Annotated in this window: 15 protein-coding genes; 7 read left to right on the forward strand and 8 right to left on the reverse strand. The window is 66.7% G+C overall.

What is annotated here, in order from left to right; all coding sequences use genetic code 11:
* Positions 1-8 precede the first annotated feature (8 nt).
* Positions 9-2237: an MMPL family transporter gene (locus tag L1080_RS30185; RefSeq protein ID WP_159923702.1), complete on the reverse strand. Its 2229-nt coding sequence runs from the start codon at positions 2235-2237 to the stop codon at positions 9-11.
* 82 nt (positions 2238-2319) lie between these two features.
* Positions 2320-3864, reverse strand: coding sequence for a bifunctional 3'-5' exonuclease/DNA polymerase (locus tag L1080_RS30190; RefSeq protein WP_250777013.1), 1545 nt, complete (start codon positions 3862-3864; stop codon positions 2320-2322).
* A gap of 119 nt (positions 3865-3983) precedes the next feature.
* Here L1080_RS30190 and L1080_RS30195 point away from each other — a divergent pair, with 119 nt between their 5' ends.
* Complete coding sequence (locus tag L1080_RS30195) at positions 3984-4193, forward strand: hypothetical protein (protein WP_159923704.1); 210 nt, start codon at positions 3984-3986, stop codon at positions 4191-4193.
* 1 nt (position 4194) lies between these two features.
* On the opposite strand, the gene L1080_RS30200 is transcribed toward L1080_RS30195, so the two are convergent.
* The 3 genes from L1080_RS30200 to L1080_RS30210 form a co-directional block, all read right to left on the reverse strand.
* Positions 4195-5538 carry a YhgE/Pip domain-containing protein gene (locus L1080_RS30200; protein ID WP_250777012.1) on the reverse strand — a complete coding sequence of 448 codons (1344 nt, stop codon included), beginning with the start codon at positions 5536-5538 and terminating at the stop codon, positions 4195-4197.
* Positions 5539-5601: 63 nt separating this feature from the next.
* Positions 5602-6438: a siderophore-interacting protein gene (locus tag L1080_RS30205; protein WP_250777011.1), complete on the reverse strand. Its 837-nt coding sequence runs from the start codon at positions 6436-6438 to the stop codon at positions 5602-5604.
* Positions 6435-6677 carry a phosphopantetheine-binding protein gene (locus tag L1080_RS30210; RefSeq protein ID WP_159923707.1) on the reverse strand — a complete coding sequence of 81 codons (243 nt, stop codon included), beginning with the start codon at positions 6675-6677 and terminating at the stop codon, positions 6435-6437. The genes L1080_RS30205 and L1080_RS30210 overlap by 4 nt, the downstream gene beginning before the upstream one ends.
* 152 nt (positions 6678-6829) lie before the next feature.
* On the opposite strand from L1080_RS30210, the gene entS reads away from it, so the two are divergent.
* A complete protein-coding gene (gene entS, locus L1080_RS30215; protein WP_250777051.1) occupies positions 6830-8089 on the forward strand; it encodes an enterobactin transporter EntS in 1260 nt (419 codons plus the stop codon).
* A 12-nt stretch (positions 8090-8101) separates the two neighbouring features.
* On the opposite strand, the gene L1080_RS30220 is transcribed toward entS, so the two are convergent.
* From L1080_RS30220 to L1080_RS30230, 3 genes are read right to left on the reverse strand one after another with little or no spacing between them, the layout of a single operon-like run.
* On the reverse strand, positions 8102-9166 hold the full coding sequence (locus tag L1080_RS30220) for an iron-siderophore ABC transporter substrate-binding protein (protein ID WP_250777010.1): 1065 nt from the start codon (positions 9164-9166) through the stop codon (positions 8102-8104).
* Positions 9163-16221, reverse strand: coding sequence for an amino acid adenylation domain-containing protein (locus L1080_RS30225; protein WP_250777009.1), 7059 nt, complete (start codon positions 16219-16221; stop codon positions 9163-9165). The genes L1080_RS30220 and L1080_RS30225 overlap by 4 nt, the downstream gene beginning before the upstream one ends.
* A 58-nt stretch (positions 16222-16279) precedes the next feature.
* A complete protein-coding gene (locus L1080_RS30230; protein ID WP_109333727.1) occupies positions 16280-16927 on the reverse strand; it encodes an isochorismatase family protein in 648 nt (215 codons plus the stop codon).
* 197 nt (positions 16928-17124) lie between these two features.
* Between L1080_RS30230 and L1080_RS30235 the strand changes: the two genes are divergently transcribed.
* Genes L1080_RS30235 through L1080_RS30255 form a run of 5 tightly spaced genes read left to right on the forward strand, consistent with a single transcriptional unit; the run spans position 17125 to position 20703 of the window.
* On the forward strand, positions 17125-17721 hold the full coding sequence (locus tag L1080_RS30235; RefSeq protein WP_250777008.1) for a DUF4178 domain-containing protein: 597 nt from the start codon (positions 17125-17127) through the stop codon (positions 17719-17721).
* A complete protein-coding gene (locus L1080_RS30240; protein WP_250777007.1) occupies positions 17718-18224 on the forward strand; it encodes a DUF2617 family protein in 507 nt (168 codons plus the stop codon). The genes L1080_RS30235 and L1080_RS30240 overlap by 4 nt, the downstream gene beginning before the upstream one ends.
* Positions 18221-18634 (forward strand): DUF4247 domain-containing protein, encoded by a 414-nt coding sequence (locus L1080_RS30245; protein ID WP_201453403.1) that lies wholly within the window; start codon positions 18221-18223, stop codon positions 18632-18634. The genes L1080_RS30240 and L1080_RS30245 overlap by 4 nt, the downstream gene beginning before the upstream one ends.
* Positions 18635-18662: 28 nt before the next feature.
* Complete coding sequence (locus tag L1080_RS30250; RefSeq protein ID WP_159923712.1) at positions 18663-19133, forward strand: DUF350 domain-containing protein; 471 nt, start codon at positions 18663-18665, stop codon at positions 19131-19133.
* A 4-nt stretch (positions 19134-19137) separates the two neighbouring features.
* Positions 19138-20703: a polyamine aminopropyltransferase gene (locus tag L1080_RS30255; RefSeq protein WP_250777006.1), complete on the forward strand. Its 1566-nt coding sequence runs from the start codon at positions 19138-19140 to the stop codon at positions 20701-20703.
* Positions 20704-20787: the final 84 nt, after the last annotated feature.

The raw sequence follows: 20787 nt of genomic DNA on the forward strand, positions 1-20787 counted from the left end.
TCGGGAACCTAGTCCTTTGCCTTTGCCAAATCGGACGGCCACCAGATCTTCTTGCCGATGTCGTGCGAGAGGGCGGGAACGAGGATGCTGCGCACGATGATCGTGTCGAGGAGCACGCCGAAGGCCACCGCGAAACCGACCTCGGCGAGGAACACCAGAGGTAGCACACCCAGCACCGCGAACGTTGCTGCGAGGACGACACCGGCCGACGTGATCACGCCACCGGTGACCGCCAGTCCGCGCAACACGCCCGACCGTGTGCCGTGCTCCTGGGTTTCCTCGCGCACACGGGTCATCAGGAAGATGTTGTAGTCGATGCCCAGTGCCACGAGGAACACGAACGCGAACAGCGGGAACGCCGGATCGGCGTTGGCGAAGTGGAACACGTGTGTGAAGAAGAATCCGCACACGCCCAGAGTCGCGGCGAAGGACAACACCACCGTGGCGATGAGGATGACCGGTGCCAGCAGTGCGCGCAGGAGCACGGCCAGCACCAGGAAGATGACGACGAGCACGATGGGGATGATCAGGTTCCGGTCGTGCACGGACGCCGTCTGCACGTCGAGGGTGGTTGCGGTGCCTCCACCGACCAAGCCGTCGGCTCCGGGAACGGCGTGCACCGTCTCACGTAGTCGCTCCACGGTCGCCAGGGCTTCTGGGGAATCGTACGAGTCGGCGAGAGTCGCGTTGACCACCATGCGACCGTCGATCGGCGCTGCGGTGAGGAAGTCGGGCGGGCAGCCCGTCTGTCCTGCTGCGGCCGACGCCACCGCCTCGGGGTTCGCCTTGACCAGTGCGGACAGCTTCGCCACGTCGACCTGTGGACACACGGCGCCGGGCTCCTTCGATACCCCGTCGACAGCGCTGACCGCGTCGATGACTGCCTGCGTCTGCGCGGCGTTGGTGAGGATGACGGCCGGAGCGCCGGCGCCCGGATCGAACTTGGAGTCGTAGAGTTCCTGCCCGACGACGGCGTCCGGGCGGTTGGTGAAGCTTTCCGAGGACGTCAGCCCCTCCGTCTTCAAACTGCCGATGCCCACCAGGAACAGTGCGGCCAACAGCACTGTCGTACCGATCCAGAACGGCCGGTCCTTGCTGCCGACCTGGGCGGCGATCTTGCCCCACAGACCGTGCGTGGTGAGATCCGCTGCCTCGTCCACCCGAGGTTTGCGTGGCCAGAACACCCATCGGCCGGCGGTGGCCAGAGCCACCGGCAGGAAGCTCATCATCACCAGATACGTGCAGGCGATGCCGATGGCCGCCACGGGACCGAGACTCTTGTTGGAATTGAGCTCCGAAAATGTCAGGCACAGCAGGCCCAGGATGACGGTGACCGCGGACGCCGTGATGGCGGGAGCCGACTCCCTCCAGGCCTTGGCCATCGCGTCGAACCGGCTGGGATAGAGATGGAGCTCCTCTCGATACCGAGAGATCAGGAGCAGGGCATAGTCGGTGCCCGCACCGATGACCAGGACGAAGAGAATGCCCTGGCTCTGACCGGTGAGCGTGAGCACCTCCGCCTTCGCGAGGAAGTAGATCACCATCGACGCCAGGCCCAGGGCGAGTAGCGCCGAGAAGAGCGGGAAGAACCACAGCACCGGGGACCGATACACCACCAGCAGGATCAGGACGACGACGAGCAGGGCGGCACCGAGTAGGGCGCCGTCGAGCCCGGCGAACGCGTCGATGAAGGCCACGAGGAGACCACCTGGCCCCGCGGGAAGCACCTCGAGCCCGACGGCCGCGTTCTCGGCTGCGGTGAGCACATCCTGTTCCGTGGTGGCGAGCACGTCACCGGCGACGGCAGTGCCGTTCTCCTTTGCGACGAGGGGAACGAAAATCGACGCGGTGGTGCCGTCCTCGGAGTACTGGGGTTGCGACATCCCCTCCGCATCGACGCCCTCGACGGCGGCAATGTCCTCGCGGGCCTGCGCGATGGCAGCCTTGTCCTGATCGGTGAGTGCCGAGTCGCGGTGAAACAGTACGAAGCCGGGAATCGTCTCCACTGTGAGGAACTTCGACGACTCGTTGGTGACGACGGTCGACTCTGCGGTACTCGACAGGTAGGCGGCGTTGTCGTTCTTCTGGACCTCGGTCAGCTTTCCCTGGAACGACCCACCGAATCCCCCCGCGAAGAAGGCGATGATCGCGATGGCCACGATGGTGAACGCGGGCCAGCGGAATTTGCGCGGCGCCTCACCGCTTGTGCTCGCGCCCGTCGAATCCAACTTGGTCATGGGTTCTCCTTCGCCGCCCCCACCAGCAATGGGTCCCAGTACACCACGCGTAGCCCGTCGGCGACACCGGAAATTGGTGTGGTCAGGGCTCGATAGAACTCTCGCCGTAGCAGTCCCGCACCGCCACGTCCATGGGAAACCGCACCCGGGTGTCACCGAAGAGAAGGCGGGTGGCCACGTCGACGGCGCCGAGAACGTGCCGGGTAGCCGTCTCCGCGTTCCGGGTGTGCACCATCACCTCGTCGTGCTGGAAGAAGACGAGCTCGCTGTCGGAATCGTCGGCGAGCCGGCGTCGCAGATCGGCCAGCACACAGAGCGCCCATTCGGCGGCGGTGGCCTGCACGACGAAATTGCGCGTGAACCGCCCACGCGAACGGGCGTCACCGTGTGACCAGAAATCGGGTGCGGGCGGTGGGCAGGCCCGGCCGAGCCACGAATGCACCACCTCACCCCGTTCGCCTGCCCGGGCTGCCTTCTCCACGTACTCGACTGCGACAGGGAAACGCGTGCGCAGCAGGGTGAGTAGCGAACGGGCTTCACCCGCCGTGGCACCGTACAGAACGCCGAGGATCGCCACCTTGGCCTTGGCGCGGTCACCGTCGAACGTCTCTGCGGCTACCGGCGCGTACAGGTCGTCCGCGCCCGCCGCCGCCACCATGCGCGGGTCACCCGACATGGCCGCCAGAATGCGGGGCTCGAGCTGACCGGCGTCGGCGATGACGAAGGTGTGACCCGGGTCGGCGATCACGCTCGACCGGAGCGGCTTCGGAATTTGCAGCGCCCCGCCACCACGACTTGCCCAGCGGCCGGACACCACACCACCGGGCACGTAGACCGGCCGGAAGCGGTTGTCGCGGACCCAGCTGTCGAGCCACTGCCAGCCGTTGGTGCTGAACAACTTCGACAGGTCGCGGTGATGCAGGAGGAGGGGCACGGCGGGATGGTCGATCTCGCGCAGCAGATGCTTGCGCGTCGACACCAGTTCGATGCCCTCGCGGCGGAAGGCGTCGATTACCTCCACATGGGACGCCGGGTTGATGCTGCGGCCGAACGCCGCACCGATCTCGGCGGACACTGTCTGGATGCGCTGGGGAAGGTCGTACCCCACCGGGCGCGGTCCCAGTGCGGCTTCGAGGAACGCCTCGTGGGCGGGAGTCGAGAAGGGTAATCCGTCGAAACCCATTTCCGCGGCGGCGAGCGCGCCTGCCGACTCCGCCGCCACCAGCAGATCCAGCCGGGAATCGGTGCCGATCGTTTTCCGTTGTGCAGCGAAATTGGCGACCACCTGTTCAGGATCGGCGACCGGTGTGGTGTCGAACAGGCCGAGACGATCGTCGGTCAGCGGTTCCTCGGCGGGCGGCGCCGGAACCCCGTCGCGCATGCTCAGGATCGCGTGGGTGAGGGCGAGGTCGTGACAACGCCCCACCCGTATTCCGGCCCGCAGCAACGAGGGGTAGACGGCCGCGGTGCCGGCCCAGATCCAGCGGGGATGATCGGCGGCTTCGATGTCGCGCACAACAGCCGCGGCGTCGGAGTGATGTCGTGGCGATTCGAGCGGAACCCCGGCCGGATCGGTGCGGATCGTCGTCGCACCACCATCGGCGTCCGGAACCATCACCACTCTCACGGGCCCAGTCTGCTCCCCACCTCCGACAGGGCCGGGACGTCCCCGTCGGCAGCGAGGAAACCCGCAGGTAGGGCGGTACACTGAGGCAAGATGCTTCTCGCCGGAAGGAGGCGCATCCGATGGCAACCATCGAGGAGTTCGAGCGGTCGGTCACCGACAAGGTGATCGCCGGACTCCACTCCACATTCGCCGACTACAAGGCTCGGGGAGTCAGAGTGTCCGAACTCGGCGATCCCGATCAGTTCGTCGAAAGGATCCTGGCGGCCGCGCCGGCCCTGCATCCCTGGTACGAACAGTTCGGAACGTACTGGTCGAGTTCCTCCGCCTGATCTACGCTCCGGCCACGTCCACCGGTTCGGGTGCGTTCGGTGCCTTGTGTCGGCGATGCAGGCCCTTACGGTCGTAGAACCGGGTGACGACGGCCCCGAAGATCAGGCCGATGAGCAGACCTCCGGCGGTCATCCACACTGCATGGATGAGTCCTGCGTCGCCCTTCGCACCGAAGAACAGGATGGCGCGCACCCCGATGTAGATCTGATGCATCGGCTCGAATTCGCCGAGCCAGGTGTACAAGCGTGGTGCTGCCTCGAGCGGGATGGTTCCTCCCGAGGAGGGCAGCGCGAGGACGACGAAGATCATCAGATTGATGAGTAGCCCGAGATTGCCGAACGCGGCCATCACCGACATGGCCGTGATACCCACAGCGGCGATGGCGAAAGCGCCGTATTCCCACAGGGCCAGCGGGTCCGTGATCGGCAGTCCCAGTGCCGAGCTGATCCACAAGTACAGCCCGGAAACGATTCCCGCGAGCAGTGTCATGAGGGCCCACTTGACCAGCAAGGTATTGAAACGCGAAATAGGCACCGCCTCGTTGTGCAGGTACAGCGGCCCGACCTCCGTAGGGGTGAATCCCAGCATGCCGTCGACGAGAGTGCTCGCGATGGTGGCGCCGGTGAATCCCGCAAGAACGAGGAGCAGGGCGTAGTAGAACGCCGCCAGACCGTATCCGGTGCCTTCGGGCAGCGGGTTGTGAGCGACGGTCCGGACGTCGATGGGGTCGGTGAGGACGAGCCGGCTGGCGCCCGACAGCTGGGCATCGGGTGTGGTGGCCGCGAGTTGCTGCGTCACCTGGGCGGTGAGTTGCTCGCCCATCGTCTGATTGGCCTTGTCCATCGCCATCTGACCGATGTTCGACACCAGATTGGCGCTGATCGTTCCTGCGCGCGGATTGGTGTAGATGGTGATGACAGGCCGCTCCACGTCACCGGGAATCACACTCGCCTGAGCCAGGATGAACGTGCGTTTCGTGAAGTCGCTCGGAATGACGATGGCACCGTAGAGGTCACCGTTGTCGAGTTTCGACTGCGCCTCGGCGATTCCGATCTGCCGGAGTTCCACCTTCTCGGGGTCGACACCCTCGATCAGCCCCGCCTCGATCTGGTCGCCGAGGTTCTGCTGCTGGGGCGGAGTCGAGCCGGGTAGCGTGTCACCCTCGTCCTGGTTGACCAGCGCGATCGGGAAGTGGTCGAGATTCTTGGTGGGGTCGAGCATGCCGCCCATGTACAGCGCGGCCAACAGCGACATGACGATCGACACCAGCAGCAGTGGTGCGAACAAGAAGCGTGGTGTCCGAAGCACGCTCGTCTTGCCGGACCCGCTCGTCTCGTGTGCCATTGCCCCTCGCGTCCTCCCGTGTCGACACCGGTCGACCCGCACACCCGACCAGCCGGGTCAAGCCTAGGCGGTCGTCCGGGAAATGCCGGGTCGACTCGAGGACTCGGCCGGGTCCCGGTCGTTGTCGGCGGCCGCCTTGTACGCCGATTCGGACATGCCGCGGTGCCAGTACCCGATGAGCAGCACCTGGGACCGATCGAGCCCGACCTCGGTGCGCAGGTATCGGCGGAGTTCGCGGACCGTCGCGGATTCGGCACCCACCCACGCGAACATCGCGGACCGGTCCGCGGGCAGGACAGCGGCACGGACGGAGTCGGCGAGGCGACTGGCACCGCCGCGGCGGTACAGCCATTCCACCTCGACGCCGGCCGGATGGCGCAGATCCTGGCGTTCGTGCTCGTCGGCGACGTCGATCAGCACCCGTCCCGACGCATCGGCGGGCAGGTCCTCGAGGATGGCCGCGATAGCGGGAAGTGCCGACTCGTCACCCGCCAGCAGGTACCACTGCGCGGGACGGATCGATTTACCGCCGCCGCCGAGCACACCCAGCCGATCACCGGGCGCGGCGCTCCGGAGCCACTCTGCAGCGACACCGTCGTCGCCGTGGTCGACGAAATGCACGTCCAGTTCGGCATTCTCCCGGCTGAGCCGTCGCACCGTGTACGTGCGTACCAGTTGCCGTCCCTCGGGCTCCGGCCACTGGTAGCGGCCGTCCACGTCGGGATCAGGAAGTAGCAGTCCGTGCACGGGATGCGGAAAGCACAACTTGATGTTGGGTACACACGATCCCGCGGCGTAGTCGAGTACCTCCGTCCCGGCGAACCGGACACACGTCATCCGTGGGGTGACCGGGCGAATGTCGGCGACCCGCAGAACAAGTGGGAGGCGGGGCGCGCTCATCGGGCCGCAGTGACGTCGAACCAGGCGTCGAGGGTCGGTTCGCCGACGAGGTCCACCAGATCGACGGAGGCGCCGGCCATCCGCCACCGCTCCACCAGCGCCATGACGCGCACCGAGTCCATGCCCTCGTCGAGGAGGTTCGCCGAATCGTCCAGTTCGGTCACCGGAACGCCGAGCACGTCGGCGACGTCCTCGCGAATCCGGTTCCGGCTGAGTGCGGTCTTCGGGGCAGAGCTCACTGGTTTCCCTCCGGTTCGTCGCTCGGAACTCGACTCGTTGAGCGTCTTCGGCGACATGGGGTAGGTTGCTGGGTTAGTGAAGCCTAAGCATAGTTCGTCGCTTCCGCGAGCGGGAACGGCGAACTGCTGCAACCGAGTGTGAATGGATGACGATGGCTGGATTCTCGAGGTACGCAATCGACTTGACACCGTTACGGACGAGTCGCGAATTCCGGTACATCTTCGTTGCCCGTACCATTTCGATCTTCGGCCTGGGACTGCTGCTCGTGGCGGTGCCGCTGCAGGTGTACGACATGACCGGTTCCACACTCTCGGTCGGCGCGGCCAGCATCGTCGTCGGATCGTCGGTGTTCATCGGAACGTTGTTCGGTGGAGTGATCGCGGACAGGTACGACCGACGACCCGTGATCGCCGTCGCGCGAGCCAGTGCGGGTATCGCTTTCGCGATCCTGGCGGTCAACGCGTTTCTGCCGACGCCGCAGCTGTGGGTGATCTACCTGTGTGGCGTGATCGAGGGACTGGCAGGCGGGATCTCGTCGACGGCTCTGATGGCCGTGATCCCGTCGCTGCTGCCGAAGGACAAGATGGCGGCCGCTGGGGCACTGATGACGGTCATGGCCGACCTCGGCACCGTCGCGTCGCCGGCGATCGGCGGCGTGATCATCGCGACCACGTCGGTGGGCACGAATTACGTGCTCGCCGCTGTCTCCTCGGCGATCACCGCCTACTGCATCGCTCGGTTGCCCTCGCTGCCACCACCTGTCAAGAACACCGAGGGTCCCCTGCGTTCGATCGCCAGCGGGTTCACTTACGCCGCCAAGGATTCCGTGGTGGGCGGCACTCTGCTCGTGGGCTTCTGCGCGATGATGCTGACGGGTTGGAACGTTCTGCTGCCCGCCTATGCGAGCGAGGTGCTCCACACCGGCCCCGCCGCAACCGGATTCCTCTACAGCGCCCCCGCCGTGGGCGCTCTCACCGGATCGCTCACCAGCGGCTGGACCGGGAAGGCCCGTCGAGGCGGACTCGTGGTATTTCTGGCCGCGATGATCGCCGCGGGAGGCCTCGTGGGCGTCGGCGCCGTGCCGATGTTCGCCGTCACGTTCCTCGGCCTGGCGGCACACGGATTCGGGCGGGTAGTCGGTGACATCCTGCGATACGCCGTGATTCAGACCGAGACGCCGGAGGAATACCGGGGCCGCGTCGCCGGTGTGTGGGGTGCGCAGATCTCCACCGGTTCGGCAGCCGGAGCGCTTGTCGCCGGTGCCGTCGGTGCCGCAGTCGGGCCGCGGGAAGCGTTCCTGCTCTACGGAGCCGGTGGCATCGCCGTGCTCGCCGTCCTGGCGCTCGTCCTGAAGGGGCTGCGCACCTACAGCAGTGCCGCCGCCGAAGACCTCTCGGCGGCGGCACAGTGACGCTGTGGGGAACTAGCTGGTCGAGGCGTTGTTCGCGGCCTGCGAGAGCTGCGGAACAAGCTTCTCGAGCAGCCACGGCATGCTCAGGACATTCGGTGAGCTCGACGCGAACACCAGCGGCGGGTCGGTCAGGCCGAGGTAGGAGTTGGTGCGCACCGACTTCAGACCGGCGAACAGCGGGTTCGACTGCACCTCGTTCTGCAGTTCCGGCGACAGGTACCACGCGAGCAGAACATCCGGGTTGTACGTGGGCAGCAGTTCGAGGCTGACCGGAGCCGCGAACTTGGTCTGGTCGCTCTTCTCCCGAAGCTGTTGCGCGAGTGGGTCGACGGTGAACCCGAGGCTGGCGAGCATCTTCAGCCGCGGATCGGTGTCGAAATAGAAGTTGTACGAGCCCGGCTCGGTGCCGCTGCCGAACGCCACGGTCTTGCCGGCGAACTCGGGATGCTGCGACTTCTGCTCGGCCAGCGTCTCCTGCGTCTTCGTGACCAGTTCCTCGGCCTGCGCGGACCGTCCGAGAGCCTTTCCGACGGTGGTGATCTGGTCTTCCCAGCTGGTCGCCCAGCGCCGTTCCGGATATGCCACCGTGGGCGCGATGGCCGACAGCTTGTCGAACTGCTCCTGGTTCAGTCCCGAGTGCACGGCGAGGATGACATCGGGATCGAGCGATGCAATCTGCTCGTACGGCATCTCCTTGCTCGACGCCGTCAGCAGGGTGGGCTCGGCGTTCGGGTCGAGTTCCTCGAGGCGTGCGCGCGACCACGGCAGGAGGCCGTCGTCGGTTCCGGTATCGGACTTCATGTTCTGGACGGCGACGGGAACGACGCCGAGCGAAAGTGCGGCATCTTCGCTGCCCCAGCCGAGCGTGATCACACGCTGGGGGGCTTCCGTGATCTCGGCGGTGCCCAGTGCCGACGAAATCGACACCGGGAAGGCCGACGCATCGGCCTGTCCGGTGGCGGATGCCGCCGAGTCGGTCGAGTCGGATGTCGACTCGCTGCAGGCACCGGCCAGCAGAGCGGTTGCCGCGAGCATCACGATCCCGGCTCTGCGCCAATATCTTCCGGACGTTGTCATCGATCTCCCTGTTCTCTTACTTGATGGGTCTGTGGGGTGTGTGAGTCGAACGCGGCCAGTGCTTCGTTCACCACCGTGCCGACCTCCCCGATCCAGCGGGGTTGGGTCATGTCCTTGTGCTCACAGTCGAGGTCGTGATTGACGATCGTGCCGTTCACGAAGGGCTCCCAGAGTCGGTGCGTGGCCGCAGTGGCGGGATTGCGTGCCGCCGTGAAGAAGAGCAGGTCGGAATTGACGACGATCTGTGAGGGCTCGGACTCGAGGCGCACGGCGTTGGCGAAGTTGTCGATCATCGCTGCGGGAGTGTGCTCGTTGATGCCGGCGAGTGCGCTGCCCTCGCCGCGGAGGATGTCGATCACCTGCTGCCTCGTCAGCCCCTCCGCGAGAAGCGGTTCCGGGTCGTACCCGACCATGTACAGCAGTGCGGCCAGCGCGTCCTGCTCCGTCGGCATGGACGCCCAGGCGTCGGACGGGAAGGAGTCGAGCATCACCAGCATGCCAAGCTCGTCACCCTGCTCCTGGAGCGCGCCGGCGATGGCGTGTGCCACCACGCCGCCGAGCGACCAGCCGAGGAGGTGGTACGGCCCGGTCGGTTGCACCGCGCGCATGTGCTCGAGGTACTCGGCGGCCATGTCCTGAAGGGTCTCGGGTGGGCGGGACGAGGTCGACAGGTTCGACGCCTGCACCCCGTACAGCGGGTAGTCGGGGTCAATGTGCCGCAGCAGTCCCGAATACCCCCAGCTGATCCCGCCTGCAGGGTGGAAGCAGAACACGGGCGGCCGGGAGCCCTCGGTGCGGAACGGCAACAGGACGGCGAGCGCGTCGGCGTCGGAATCGTCGTCGAGGCGGCCCGCGAGTTGCGCGACGGTCGGCGCGGCGAACAATGACGCCACCGTCGCGGACACGGACAGCCGTTTCGAGATCTCACTCATCAGCCCCGCGGCCATCAGCGAGTGGCCACCGAGGTCGAAGAAGCTGTCGTCGATACCGACTCGCTCGAGACCGAGCACCTCGGCGAACAACTGGCACAGCACTTCCTCGCGTGCCGTGCGCGGGCCCCGTTCGGACACCTGCAACGACAGGTGCGGGATGGGCAGCGACGACTGGTCGAGCTTGCCGTTCGGGAGGGTCGGGAATTCCTCGACGGCAATGAATGCCGCGGGAATCATGTAGTCGGGCAGGCGGCTGGCGGCACGGCGGTGCAGTTGGTCGGGGTCGATGCGGCCGCCGGGAACCGACGTGGCATACGCGACCAGACGTTGATCTCCGGGCCGGTCCTCACGCACCACGACAACGACGTGCTCGACGTCCGGGTCGCCGGCGAGCACGGACTCGATCTCGTTGAGTTCGATGCGGAACCCCCGCACCTTGACTTGCGTGTCGGCGCGGCCGGTGAAGTAGATCTGCCCGTCCCGGCCCCACCACACCACGTCCGATGTCCGGTACATGCGGGTGCCGGGGTCACCGAACGGGTCGGCGACGAATCGTTCGGCGGTCTTGGTGCTCTGGTGACGATAGCCCTGGGTGACGCTGGCTCCGGCAAGGTACAGCTCACCGGATACCCCGGGTGGCACCGGCCGCAAACCGGAATCCAATACGTACGCATGCTTACCCGGATCGATGACGCCGATCGGCACCGGGCCCTCGTGTCCCGGCCGCACCAGGGCCAGCGTGGCATTGACCGTGCACTCGGTGGGACCGTAGGCGTTGAACAACCGCCGGCCGGGCGCATACCGCTCGATCAGCTGGGCAGGGAGTTTCTCGGCACCGAGCATGAGATCGACTCCGTCGGGGATCGAATGCTCGGGCGGGAACGCGGCCGCGAAAGATGGCGGGACACCCACGAAGTTCACGCGGTGGTCGCGAATGACACGCGCGAGCGGTTCACCCGGGACCCGGTCTGCGTCCGTGGCGACCACCAGCGTTCCGCCCGACAGCAGACCCCACATGATCTGCCAGAACGCGAGATCGAAACTGATCGAGGAAAAGTGCAGTGCCCGGGTAGTGGAGTCCATTCCGATCACGTCCGACTGCAACGACAACAGGTCCGCGATACCGCGATGCGGAACCACGACGCCCTTCGGCACACCTGTCGAACCGGACGTATAGATCAGGTACGCCGCGTCGTCGAGTCGCAGTGGCCGGATGCGATCACGGTCCGTGACAGGTACGGCGGGGTGCGCGGACAGGAGCTTCCGAACCTCGGGGTCGTCCAGGTCGATCAGCGGAATGCTGCTGCCCAGCGGGCTGCGATCCGGTACCCCGACGGACGAGGTGACGACGGCGACCGGGGAGCCGTCGGCGAGCATGTGCGCGATCCGGTCCGCCGGGTACGTGGGGTCGATCGGTAGGTAGGCGGCACCGCTCTTCAGCACGGCGAGAACGGCGACGATCAACTCGGCGGATCGGTCGAGCGCGAGGGCGACCACGTCTCCCGGTCCCGCACCCCGCGCGATCAACAGCCGCGCAAGCATATTCGCGCGCGTATCGAGCTCGCCGTACGAAAGGGACGTCGCCGGCCGGACACCGCGTCCCACGGCGAGAGCCTCGGCGTGCGGCGTGCGGGCCACCTGCGCGGAGAAGTACTCGTCGAACGTGCGGGCCTCGATGCTGTGGCCCCGGTGTGACCACGTGCCGAGCACCTGCGCACGCTCGACGTCGGTGAGGATGTCGAGTCTGGTGATGGATTCGTCATGACGGGCCACGAGTCGCTCGATCACCACAGCGAGGCGATCGGCCAGCGAATCGACGGTGGCGTCGTCGAACAGTTCGGTGGAGTACTCGATGGTCACGTCGACCCCACCCTGACCGGCGTGTTCCTGGAAGCGAAGTGCCAGGTCGAATTTCGCGGACGTGGCGTCGAGCATCCGCACCGACGATTCCGCGCCGTCGAATCGCTGCGGTGAACCGTCCTCCTTCCAGTGCGACAGCATCACCTGGAAGAGCGGATGGCGGGCGCTGGACCGCGGCGGGTTGACCAGTTCGACGATACGGTTGAAGGGGACGTCGGAGTGGTCGACCGCCTCGAGGTCGACCCTCCGCACGCGGTCGAGCAGCTCGTCGAATGTGGGAGCCCCCGACACATCGGTGCGAAGGACGACGGTGTTGACGAAGCAGCCCACCATGCTGTCGAGGTCGGGGTGGCTGCGGCCGGCGACGGGGACACCCAGCGCGATGTCTTCACCGGCACCGAGTCGCTCCAGCAGCACCGCGACTGCGGCGTGGACGATCATGAAGAAACTGGCGCGCCGCTCCGTCGCGAGCGCTTCGATCGCGGCGTGCAGCGACGGCGGCAAGGTGCGGTGCACGCTGGCACCGCGATGGGTCGGCAGCGCTGGGCGCGGCCGGTCCGTGCGCCAACCGAGCTCCAGCGGCAGCCCTGCCAGTTGCTTCTCCCAGTAGTCGAGCCGGCCGGCGGAGGCACGTTCGCGCTGCCAGACCGCGACATCCGGATACTGCAGGGGGAGAGGTTCGAACACCGGCGGGCGGCCGGCGCGGCGGGCGTTGTAGGCGAAGGCCAGGTCGCCGAGCAGTTTCGACTGCGACCACTCGTCCCCGATGATGTGATGGATCAACAGGACGAGGGTGTGCTGCGGTTCGTACAGGACGGCACGCAGCGGTGGTTGCTCGGCCAGTCCGAGGCCCACCGTGGTGATTGCCGAGATGTGGGCTTCGATGTTGCCGATGTTGCCGACCCGTTCGAGGCTGACCTGCGATTGCTCGGCGGGCAACACCACCTGCTGTGGAACGGAGTCGACGAGGGGAAAGACTGTGCGCAGCGACTGATGCCTGGTGACGACGTCCGTGAGTGCAAGGGCGAGAGTGTCGGAGTCCGGCGCGACGTCGAAGTCCACCGCCAGGCCGAGGAGATACGTTCCGCCGCCCGCAGCGCTGTCGAGGAACCAGAGCCGTTCCTGCGCGGGAGACAACGGCACAGCCGTGCCCTCGGGAATGCTCCGCGCGAAGGGGCCGGAGGCGGTGCCCTTTCTCCCGGTCTCGTCGACGCGCGCGGCCACTCCGGCCACGGTGGGATTGTCGAAGATCGTCGCAACACGCAGCGCGACACCGAGTTCCGCACCGATCGACGACACCAGGGCGGCCGCCAGCAGGGAGTTGCCGCCCAGCGTGAAGAAGTCGTCGTGAATGCCGATCTGTTCGGCCCCGAGCACAGCGGTGAACAGGGGAAGGATGCGGTGTTCGGTGTCCGTGCGGGGACCGTCGGCGGATGCCCCACGCCAGCGCGGGACGGGCAGTGCCGCCTTGTCGACTTTGCCGTGGGACGTCAGCGGCAACCGCTCGAGAAGCGTCAGCGTGGACGGTGTCATGTACCCGGGGAGCGTGCGTATCAGGTGCCACCGCACCGCGTCCTCGATGTCGTCCGGATCGGTCCCGGGTTCGGGCACGACATACCCGACGATCCTGTCGTCCCCGGCCTTCGGTGCATAGACGGTGGCGACGGCGGCACGCACCCCGGACACCGCGGTCATCGCGGCCGTGATCTCGCCGAGTTCGACGCGGTACCCACGCAATTGAATCTGGTCGTCGATCCGGCCGCGGTAGTCGAGGGAGCCGGTGGCGTCGTAGCGCGCGAGATCGCCTGTGCGGTACATCCGTTCCCCGCCCGGCACGAACGGGTCGGCGACGAACCTGCTCGCAGTCAGCCCGCGACGGCCGAGATACCCCAGCGACACACCGGGCCCCGACACATAGATTTCTCCGGTGATGCCCTGCGGTACCGGACGCAGCCCCGGTCCGAGGACGTAGATGCGCAGATCACTGAGGGGAACCCCGATGTCGACGGAATCGGGAGTGGTGACCCGAGCTGCCGTGACATGCACGGTGGTCTCGGTGATGCCGTACATGTTGATCAGTTCGGTGTCACCAGGCGAGCCCGCGGCGAACCAGGAACGCAGAACGGCGGGATCGAGTGCCTCCCCACCGAAGACGACGTAGCGCAGGCGAAGTCGCTCCCGCGCACCCTCGGCGTCGAGTGCATCGACCAGATGACCGAAGGCCGACGGTGTCTGGTTCAGCACGGTGACACCTTCGTCGACCAGCAGCGCCGCGAGGTCCGCGGGCGAGGTGACCACATCGTCCGGGACGGTGACGAGACGCCCGCCGTAGAGCAGGGCTCCCCACATCTCCCACACGGAGAAGTCGAAGGCATACGAGTGCAGCAGTGGCCAGCAGTCGTCGGCGGTGAAGGTGAACCACTCACGGGACGCCGCGAACAGGCGCATCACGTTGCGGTGCGGGATGGGAACTCCCTTGGGCACACCGGTGGAGCCGGACGTGTAGATGATGTACGCGATGTCGTCGGCGCGAACCGTGCTGTCTGGGTAGGTCGAGTGGTCGGTCTCGGTGACGTGGTGGTCGATGCGGGGTAGGTGGCCCAGTAGTTCGGTGGAGCCGATGGCCAGAGTCGGTTCGGCGTCTTCGAGGATGAAGCGGACGCGTTCTGCCGGTGACGAGGGATCGATGGGGAGATAGGTCGCACCGCACCGCAGGACAGCAAGGATCGCGACGATCAGTTCGGTGCCCCTCGGCAGGCTGACGGCCACCACGGTGCCGCGGCCGGCGCCTTCGTCCTGAAGTCGACGCGCGAGAATCCCACTGCGACGGGCGATTTCCCGGTAGGTCAGCTCGTTCACCGCCCGATGATCCGCGTGACGGCCCGCCTGCGCAAGGAAGGAGGAGACGATCGTTTCGGCATCGGCATCGGCATCGGCATCGGGCTGCGGAGTCCGGTGCAGTCCGGCCGACGACTGCCACAGCGCCCACTCGTCGGCGGCGCAGAGGTCTACGGTCGCTACCGGCCCGGGCGCGGACGAGATTCGCTCGAGGTACTGCGCGAACCGGTGCAGGTGGACCCGCATCTCGTCTGCGCTGTACACCAGCGGATTTCCGGCCCATTCGAGGGTGAGGTGCTCGCCTGCGCCGGTCACCGAGATCACCACGTCATCCACCGGCCCGGTGGCCACCTGATGGATCACACCGCGCGACGGACCGAAACGTAGAGCCGCGTCGAAGGGTTTGACGTTGACCACCGGCCCGCCGCCTGCACTCCGATGGGTGCTCCGGACCCGCTGGAACGGGCGCGCTTTCGTCAGCTCGGCCGTCGTCCTGGCGATCACGTCGGCGAAGGTGGGGTGCCCGCCGAGTGAGAGACGGAGCGGCACGACGTTCGTCGCGGTGACCGGCGACGCGAGTTCCACGCCTGTGCGTGCGAGCACCGGGACCCGGAGAGTCACCTCGTCGGCGCCGGTGTGGGCGGCGAGGTAGCCGGCGGCCGCAGCGTAGACCGCGTCCGCCCACGTGGCGCCGTGTGCGGAGGCGGAGTCGCGCAAACCGGTCGACACGTCCGGCCCGAGTGTGAGTGCGACGCGGTGCGGATCCGCAGTCGGGCGGCGGGTGGTGTCGGTGAAGGTGACGGAAGTGCTCGCTCGCGGCTGCGGTTCGGGTAGGGCGGAGTCGAGTTGCCGGGCCTGCTCGACGTGATCCCGCAGTGTGGGAAAACGGGCGGGCCGTGGATCGGTGCCCTGGTGGAAAGCGGTGTAGAGGGCGGCCACCCGGCGCGTGAGAAGCGAATAACCGTACGCGTCGAGGAGAACGTGTGGGGCCCGCAGATACCAGAGGGCACCGGTGTCCACGCGGATGACGGCAGTGCGCACCAGCGGACCGGCCGAGCGAAGGTCGAGCGGTCGGCGGACATCCGCCCGCATCCACTCGAGGGCGGCGTCCCGGCTCAGCTCCAAGGTCTCGACCTCGGGACTGCGATCGTGCAGCTGCAGTACGTCGACGGGTTCGGCATCGGGCTCGGCGTCGAACCGAACCGACAGCACCTCGGCCTCGTCGATCACCGTGCGTACGGCCCTCGTCAGCGCCCCGATGTCCACGGTTCCGTCGATGTCGACGTACTCGGCTGTGGTGTAGGCCGATCCGGTCTCGTCGAGCTGATGCCCGGCCCACAACTCACATTGAGCAGCGGTCAGGCACAGTGCTGTAGTGCCCTCCACAGTTTCCGCGGCGGACGGCGACGATATCGAGAGGGACATCTGACGGTGCTCCTGGTATTTGTCGGCGTGGGTTTCCGGATTGCGACCTCTGCGGTGGTCAGCCGACTTCGAGGGGGGCGAGCGCGGATACCAGGGCGTCGGTGGTGAGCACCGAGCCGCATCGCTTGGACGCGTATGTCAATGCCATCAGATGTTCTTCACGACTGAAATCCGCGGTCGCGTCGGAAACGAGGAAGGGTTGGACGTCCGACATGAAAGCCTCGGCCGCGCTGAGCATGCACCCCATGTGCGTGTAGACGCCGGTGACGATCAGCTGATCACGACCGTGGTGGCCCAGCAGCTGCCGAAGGTCGGTGCGCTGAAATGCCGAATACCGCCACTTCGTCACCTGGATGTCGCCGGCGCGTGGTGCCAGCGGTTCGATCACCTCGGTGTCGCGGCCCGACGAAAGGCCGGGGCCCCAGAAATCGGCGAGAATGCCACGTCGGGAGGGGTGCTGGTCGCCCGGTTGCATCGTGTAGACGACGGGAATCCCTGCAAGCGAGCAGGCTTCGCGGATCCGGATCATGTTGGCGAGCGCGGTCGACATCGGCTCCGAGTGCACGTCGTAGGCGTCGATGAAGTAGTTCTGCATGTCGTGTATCAGCAGTGCGGACCGTCGAGGGTCGAGACGCCAGGAGACTTTCGATTCGGGTACTTCGGAAACATCCGGAATCGGGTACGTCGCAATCGGCGGGATGGCCATGTATTCCCTCACTGTCGGTCGAGCCTTGGAAGAACCCCTCGGACATTCGGTTAGGCTAACCTTTGCTACATCGCTTGTGCAATCGGTACGTCCTGCGCTCGGGGAAGACCGGAGGAGGCGTCGCACAGTAAGGTGACACACCGGTGGGGGCCGGTCACGGGCCTCACGTGCCGGAGCCGCCGAGCCAGGAGAGACCGTTGACCAAGCTGCTGTTGTTGCTGCTGATCGTTGTCGTGATCGTCGGCGTCGTGCTGATTCTGCGGAGCCGGACAGGCAAGAAGTCTGCGCCCCCGGCCCGCGTCGATCCGCTCGCCGACTACCCCGAGGTATACGACCCGTACAAGATCGGTGTCGGCGACATCATCACGTACGCCGGCATCGACCACGTGGTGCGCGGCACGATCACCCTCGACGAAGAGGGATACATCTGGCACGAACACCTGCTCGACGGCTCGACCGGGCAACGGTGGCTGACCGTCGAGAACGACGAGGGCAACCTCGAGATGACGCTGTGGATGCGGCGTGAAGGCACCGGACTCGAGCCGAACGGTGACGTCATCCTCGACGACCGGGTGCACCGGCAGATCGAGCGTGGTACCGCCTCGTTCACTGCGGAAGGCACTACCGGGACGGCGCCCAGCGGCATCGTCGACTACGCGGACTACGAGACCGCCGACAAGACCGGACTACTGTCGTTCGAGCGCTGGGCCCGGACGCAGTCGTGGGAGGTATCCACGGGCCGCGCCGTCACCCGCAGTGAGCTCACCGTCATCCATTCGGGTCCACCGCAATGACGTTGCACATCCTGGACGTCGAGTCACGGGATGTGACGGCCCGCGCACTCGGTCTCGTCGTGAATGCCGAAATCCCGGTTCCACTGGCGCAACTCACCGTCGTGAACGGCAACGACTCCGTCGTCCTCGGTGTGCTGGGCGCGTCGCACGCCGTCAGAGCCTCCCTCGGCGGGCACCACATCACCGAGCAGGTGTCGTGTGATGCGGTGCGGGCCGGTGGACAGCCGCTGCCCGTGTCGGAGAGGGCGAGTGGGTACCACTTCACGTCCGACACCCGGACGGTCGACCGCGTCCACCTCGAAGAGACCGCCGACTGGTTGCGCCGTCAGGCCACCGAGGCGGACGGGTGGATCTGCGGATCGTTCCCCGGCGACCCCACCGCGTTGACGGCCCTGACCGCACAGTCCGGGCACTCGGGCGGGTGGGCCTGGCAGACCTGGCACCTGTACCCGGGCGAGAAGGACGGGGTAATCGTGGAGACGCGAAGCAGGTGGCAGCCATGACACGCAACGCCAGGCGGGCGCTGATCGCCCCGCTCCTACTCGTGATGCTGGTGCTCACCGCCTGCGGCGGCAACATCCGCGACTTCATCGGAGACACGTACGCGCTCCAGAACACCTCCGGCGACGCCAGGACGTACACGTCCAAGGATCCCATCGGAACCACGGTGTCGAAAATTGTCAGCGAAGAAGCCCCGGCCGCCCGCAAAGCCGACGGTGGCAGCGAGTACCTGCGCTACGACGACGACATCGTCACCGTCAGCGGGGCCCCGGGCGGCGGCAGCCTCATCCGCGTCGAAGACATCGACGGCCGATACCGAAGCGGTGGATTCGCCTACCTGGGGCCGGGATTCAACCCCGGCTCACCGGCCGGTGGCGCGGGCGGCAGTGGCGGATCCGGCGATGCCAAATGACCATCGACCTACAACTCGGGAGTAGTGCGTGAACATTACCTATACGGCCGCAGCCACCGAAATCGGCACCGTCGACGCCGGGCTCCTCGTAGTCGGCATGCTCGGGACCCTGGCGTACTTCGTGGTCGGGATCGCCGTCCTCGGGGTCGGCTTCCTGGTTCTCGACCTGGCCACGCCCGGCAACCTCCGGCACCAGGTGTACATCGACAAGAACCCGAATGCGGCCATCCTGCTCGCGTCCAACCACCTTGCTCTCACCGTCATCGTCGTCGCGGCCATCCTCACGAGCGACGACGGGTTCGCCCAGGGGCTCGCCGATTCCGCGGTCTACGGTCTGTTCGGGGTGCTCCTGCAGGTGATCGCGCTGCGTCTCATGAACCGCCTACTGCCTGGGCAGCTCGTCGAACTGGTCGGCAACCCGAAGATGTGTGGTGCCGCGTGGGCGGTCGGAACGTCGCTCTTCGCCATCGGGCTCGTCAACGCCGCCGCGCTCACCTGAACCGATGACCACGGTGGCGGCACAGTCCGAGGCGAAGCGGGCGCTCGACGGACGTTCCCGCGTCCTCCTGCTCGCGGCGGTCGCCGCCTGCGCCGCCTGCGGTTTGATTTACGAACTGGCATTGCTCACCCTCTCGATCAGCCTCACCGGCGGCGGCATCACCCAGACCTCCCTGATCGTTGCCGGATTCGTGGCGGCCCTGGGTGTGGGCGCTCTCGCGGCCAAACCTCTGCTCTCTCACGCCGCCGTGTCGTTCGTCGCCGTAGAGATCGTGCTGGGCCTCGCCGGGGGATTCAGCGCAGTCACGCTGTATGTGACGTTCACGTTCTTCGGTTCCAGCGCAGTGGTTCTCGTCCTCGCCACAGCGCTCATCGGTGTCCTGGTGGGCGCCGAAGTACCCCTGCTGATGACTCTGCTGCAGTCGGGGCGGAGCGACAACGACGCCGAAACGACGGGCAAGGTGCTGGCCGACCTGAACGCCGCCGACTACGCGGGCGCACTCGTCGGGGGATTGCTGTGGCCGTTCGTCCTACTTCCGATCGCCGGCATGATCCGCGGCGCCGCCATCACCGGGGTCATCAACCTCGTGGCGGCTGCGGTCGTGGCGCTGATCCTGTTGAGGTGGCAGCTGAGCGTGCGCACCCGACTGCTCGCGGTGGTCGCGCTGCTCGTGGCGGCCGCAAGTATCGCCGTGTTGCTGGTGCGCGCCGACAATATCGAAACCACATCACGGCAACGGCTGTACACCGACCCGGTGGTGGCTGCCGAACGGTCGCAGTACCAGGAAATCGTCATCACCGAACGCGGCGGCGACGTGCGTCTGTTCCTCGACGGCGACCTCCAATTCTCGAGCGCCGACGAGCACCGCTACACCGAATCCCTCGTCTACCCGGCGATGGCCCGCAACCCGGAGAGGGTGCTGATCCTCGGTGGGGGTGACGGTCTCGCCGCCCGGGAGGTATTGCGGCTGAACGGCGTGCGCGAGATCGTGCAAGTAGAACTCGACCCCGCCGTGATCGAACTCGCCACCACCCGCCTCGCCGACCTCAACAAGGGTGCACTGCAGGATCCCCGCGTGCACGTCGTGATCGACGACGCCTTCCGGTGGCTGCGGGATCCACCCGTCACCGGCTTCGACGCCGTCATCGTCGATCTTCCGGATCCCGACACCCCGGCACTCGGACGCCTGTACTCCACCGAGTTCTACGGGCTCGCGGCCCGTGCGCTCGAACCCGGCGGCCTGATGGTCGTGCAAGCGGGAAGCCCCTATTCGACACCGGACGCGTTCTGGCGGACCACGTCCACGGTCGCGTCGGCGGGCCTGAGTGTCACGCCGTACCACGTACTGGTGCCCAGCTTCGGCGACTGGGGGTTCGTCCTCGCCTCCCCGGAGTCCGAGGCGCCGTCGCTACGCCTCCCGTCGGACGCGCCCGAACTGCGCTTCCTCGACGGTCCTACTCTCGCGGCGTCCGCGGTCTTCTCCCGTGACCGCCCACCGCGCGAACTCGAGCCCTCCACGCTTGACAGGCCGCTCATCGTCGACGACATGCGTAGGGGCTACCAGCGCTGAGCGCTGCGGCTCCGCCGCCTGTGAGTACTTCTTAACCACCCAGTGTTAATAAGTACTCACGGGCGCAGTTGGTTAATAGATATA

The organism is Rhodococcus sp. MSC1_016, assembly GCF_023667485.2.
GTDB lineage: Bacteria > Actinomycetota > Actinomycetes > Mycobacteriales > Mycobacteriaceae > Rhodococcus_F > Rhodococcus_F oxybenzonivorans.